The following is a 4,208-nucleotide window of genomic DNA, read 5'->3' on the forward strand; positions in this document are numbered from 1 at the left end:
GCCCTATGCGAACGAGATGGGTGGCCTGTCGGGCGCCCCGGTCTTCGAGGCCAGCAACCGCGTCATTCGCCTGCTGCGCGCAGCCCTGCCGGCGGGCTATCCCATCATCGGTGTGGGCGGCGTCATGAGCGGTGCCGACGCGCGCGCCAAAATCACCGCCGGTGCCGACCTTGTGCAGGTCTACACCGGCCTCATCTACAAGGGCCCGGGCCTCGTCAGCGACTGCGCGAGGGCCCTGGCCCAGCGTTGAATATCGCCATGCGACTCGCCGCCCTCGCTCTCTGCGCCGCACTGCTCACCGGCTGCGCGACGCCGGATCGCGATGCGCGGCTGAAGCCCGGCGTCAGCGGCGAGACGGACGTCATCGCACTCTATGGCCAGCCGGTGCGCACCTGGCCCGAGGCTGACGGCGGCCGGACGCTCGAATATTCGAACCAGCCGATGGGCCGGCACAGCTACATGGTTCGCCTGGCCGTCGATGGCCGGCTGGTCCGCATCGAGGACGGCCTCTCCCCTGCCGGCCGCGCCCGCATCGAGCCGGGCATGACGCCCGAACAGGTCAGCCGCATCCTCGGCCGCGAGCGCACGCGTGTGTTCTTCCGCCTCAGCGGCGAAGACGTCTGGGACTGGACCATCGAGCCCGACCAGGCGGGCTATGGCCTGCGCTTCAACGTCCACTTCAAGGACGGCGCCGTCGTTCGCACGACGCAGAGCATGGTGTTCCCGAGCCGGCTCTTCCCGGGCTTCGATGATTGACGCCCGCAAGGGCACATTACCGTTGCGGGTCGAGTAGGCTTCGGCCCCGTTTTCAGGGAGAAGTCATGAGAATCATCGCGCAGGCCAGCGTCACGCTGGCCCTGTTGTCGTCTGCACTCGCCGGCGCCCAGGCGCCCAAGCTACCCATCGAGGCCTTCTTCAGGCCGCCGGCTTTCGAGCGCGCCGTGCTGTCGCCTGACCAGAGCCGCGTCGCCGTCCTCGTCAACCGCCCTGGCGAGCGCACCAAGCTCGCGCTGGCTCGGGTAGACGACGACAGCCCCACCGACGTCGTCGCAGCCGTGGACCGGCTCGACGTCGCCAGCGTCCACTGGCTCAATCCCAACCGGCTGGTCTTTCAGGCCTGGCAGCGCCACGAACTGCGCGACACGCCAGTCTCCACGGGCCTCTGGGTGCTGGACGTGCGCAGCGGCGAGGTGACGCAGCTGATCTCCACGCGCTTCAACATCAACCCCGGCCAGGCCCAGACCGGCACGCGCATCAAGGAAGCCGTTGACAAACTGCTGCCCTGGAACTGGCGGTTGCTGCGCGCGCTGGACGACGACAGCGACGACGTCATGGTGCAGCGCTACACCTGGGACGAGAACGGCGAGTTCAGCCACGAGGTGCTGGGCCGGCTCAACACGCGCACGGGCAAGCTGACGCTGGTTACCGACAACGTGCCCAACCGCGTGGCCGAGTGGCTGGTGGACGGCAAGGGCCAGCCGCAGGCCTGCATCACGATGGAGGGCGCGGGCTTCGGCGTGCATCTCTTCGACGCCGAGACCCGGTCCTGGAAGCTCTGGCGCTCCGGCCGCCGCAACATCGACCCCATGCCGATGCCGCTGGCGCGCCTGCCGGGCGGTGACCTGCTCGTGGCCGGCCATGACGCGGCCGAGTCCAAGGGCGACATCCGCATCGTGCAGCGCCTCAGCGCGATGGGCGACAGCCGCCAGACCCTGCTCTCCATCCGTGGCTACGACTGGACCGGCCACCCGGTGCTGGACCGCGACAGCGGCCGGCTGATCGGCCTGCRCTACGAGGCCGATGCCGCTGACACCGCCTGGTTCGACAAGGACATGAAGGCCCTGCAGGCCGAGATCGACAAGCTGCTACCCGCCACCGTCAACGCCATCAGCTGCCGCGACTGCCTGAAGGACAAGCGCGTGCTGATCCACGCCGCATCCGACCGCCAGCCTGAAATCATTTACGCCTATGACCGCGACAGCCGCCAGCTGAAGATGCTGTTCCGGTCGCGTCCGTCCGTACGTGCCGCCGACATGGCGGAGCGCGAGGTTCTGCGCGTGAAGACCCGCGACGGCCTGGCCATGCCCGTGCAACTGACCAAGCCGCTCGGTGCGGCCGCCTCGCGTCCAGCGGTCGTGCTCGTGCACGGCGGCCCCTGGGTGCGGGGCAATCACTGGTACTGGAACGACATGGCGCAATTCCTCGCCAACCGCGGTTACCTCGTCATCGAGCCGGAATTCCGGGGCAGCGAGGGTTACGGAGAGCACCATGAAAACCTTGGCCGCAAGCAATGGGGCCAGGCCATGCAGGCCGACCTCGCCGACGCCGCCCAATGGGCCGTCGACAAAGGGCTCGCCGACCCCAAGCGCATCTGCGTCGCCGGTGCCAGCTACGGCGGCTACGCCACGCTCATGGGCTTGGTGCGCAACCCGGAGCTCTTCCGCTGCGGCTTCGAGTGGGCGGGGGTTACCGACCCGGCCTCGCTGTTCAGCCGCAGCCACACCGACATTCAGAGCATGTGGGCCGAACACGACCTCAAGCTGCTGGTCGGCGACCCGGTGAACGACGCGGAGATGCTCGCCACCAATGCGCCCGTCAAGCTCGCCGCCAAGATCAAGCAGCCGCTGCTGATGGCCTATGGCGCCGAGGACCGCCGCGTTGAGGTCCAGCAGGGCGTCGACATGAAAAAGGCCCTGGAAGCCGCAGGCCATCGAAGCCTGGAATGGGTGGTGTACCCCAACGAGGGCCATGGCTGGCGCTCGTTGGAGACGAGCGTGGACTTCTGGGGCCGCGTGGAGCGCTTCCTGGAGCGCCACATCGGCGCCGCAGCGGCCACCCCTTAGTCGATCGAGTTTGAGACGCCCATGAAAAAGCCCTGGATCAGGATGACCAGGGCTGTACGGGTCGTGAGCTGCCTGCGCGCCGTTGGGAGCGCGCAGGCAGTTCAACCGCGATCAGGAATCGCGGCGGCGACGCGAGGCGAGGAAGCCGATGACGCCCAGGCCTGCACCCAGAAGGGCGTAGGTTTCGGGTTCCGGCACCGCAGCCGCGACAGAGCTGATGGCGTATGTGGACGAGCCGGTAGCGCCACCCAGGACGGAGTAGTAGTAGCTGCCCGAACCCAGCGCCACGGTGTTTGCGGTGTTAAATCCCCAAGCGCCCACAAAGGAATCGTCACCGCCACCAACCATGTGGTCAGCTCCTGAGGAGTACAGCGTGTAAGCCGAACCCAAGAAGCTGCCGGGATTGGCGATCACGCTGCTGGTCAGCGTGCTGCTGGTACCAAGCGAGAACGAAAAGGTGTCGAACACGGCGCCAGAGACGGTGTTGCCACCGACTTCAAACGCATCATGCGCCCCCCAGTTGAAGGAAGCAGCTTGGCTGCTGAGCGCGGTTAGAGCCACCACGGATGCGGCGGCGAGGTTTTTCAATTTCATTGCGTAGCTCCTGACTTTGGACGGTCAAGCACAACCGCCGGAAACCATTGTGCAGTGCAGCGAAGACTGTTGAATCGCCTGCATACCCCTTGCACTAGGGACATCACGGGCCGGGTTTGTAGCAACTTGTAAACGCCGCCCTAAGCTTTGTCAGATGTGCACCAAGTCACGGCCGGCTGTCACCTTTTCTGAGCGCATGCACCTTATTCGGCCGTCAGGCGCGCGACCTTCTGCAGGCCGTCCACCGCTTTGCCCTTGCGGGCGCGTTTGCCAGCGTGGGCAGCCAAGGACTGGTTCTTCAGCAATTCCTCGCGCGGCTTGCCGCCGCGGCCGCTGCCGAGCACGCGCAACTGGGTCGTGAAGCAGGCGATGGACGCCACGCTGTCCTTGGCCTCCAGGTCCATCAGCATCAGACCCTTGCCGCCCTTGGGCTGGTGCTTGAGTTCATCCAGCGGGAAGCTCAAAAGACGCCCCTGGGCGCTCAGCACGCCAAGCTGGAGAGCGACTACGTCGTTAGGCACTGCGGCCAGGAGCGGCAGCTCGCCGTCGTCAAGCGCAAGGAAGGTCTTGCCGGCCTTCTGGCGCCCGACCAGGTCGCCGATCTGGGCGATCAGGCCATAGCCGGTCGAACCGGCAAACACCAGGCGCTGGTTCGGTGCACCGGCAACGTAATGGGCGATCTGGCTGCCCGTCTCCAGCTCGATCATGGTCGTGATGGGCTGGCCGTCGCCACGGCCACCGGGCAAGGTCGAGATGGGGACGGAGTAGACC

General features: G+C 66.7%; 4 protein-coding genes and 1 pseudogene. 3 read left to right on the forward strand and 2 right to left on the reverse strand.

All coding sequences use genetic code 11. The features are described from left to right. The 3 genes and pseudogenes from AC1DU6_RS21940 to AC1DU6_RS21950 form a co-directional block, all read left to right on the forward strand. Positions 1 to 250, forward strand: a pseudogene (locus AC1DU6_RS21940) (quinone-dependent dihydroorotate dehydrogenase); the annotation flags it as partial. Positions 251 to 258: 8 nt separating this feature from the next. After that, positions 259 to 756: an outer membrane protein assembly factor BamE gene (locus AC1DU6_RS21945; protein ID WP_457323508.1), complete on the forward strand. Its 498-nt coding sequence runs from the start codon at positions 259 to 261 to the stop codon at positions 754 to 756. 65 nt (positions 757 to 821) lie between these two features. Then, on the forward strand, positions 822 to 2,843 hold the full coding sequence (locus AC1DU6_RS21950; RefSeq protein WP_477859593.1) for an alpha/beta hydrolase family protein: 2,022 nt from the start codon (positions 822 to 824) through the stop codon (positions 2,841 to 2,843). Between the two features lie 111 nt (positions 2,844 to 2,954). On the opposite strand, the gene AC1DU6_RS21955 is transcribed toward AC1DU6_RS21950, so the two are convergent. Together AC1DU6_RS21955 and AC1DU6_RS21960 are read right to left on the reverse strand one after the other, a co-directional pair. Then, complete coding sequence (locus AC1DU6_RS21955; protein ID WP_056196142.1) at positions 2,955 to 3,437, reverse strand: FxDxF family PEP-CTERM protein; 483 nt, start codon at positions 3,435 to 3,437, stop codon at positions 2,955 to 2,957. Positions 3,438 to 3,640: 203 nt separating this feature from the next. Beyond that, a partial coding sequence (locus tag AC1DU6_RS21960; RefSeq protein WP_477859595.1) for a DNA gyrase C-terminal beta-propeller domain-containing protein occupies positions 3,641 to 4,208 on the reverse strand: 568 nt, incomplete at its 5' end.

It is taken from the genome of Roseateles sp. P5_B10, assembly GCF_056400485.1.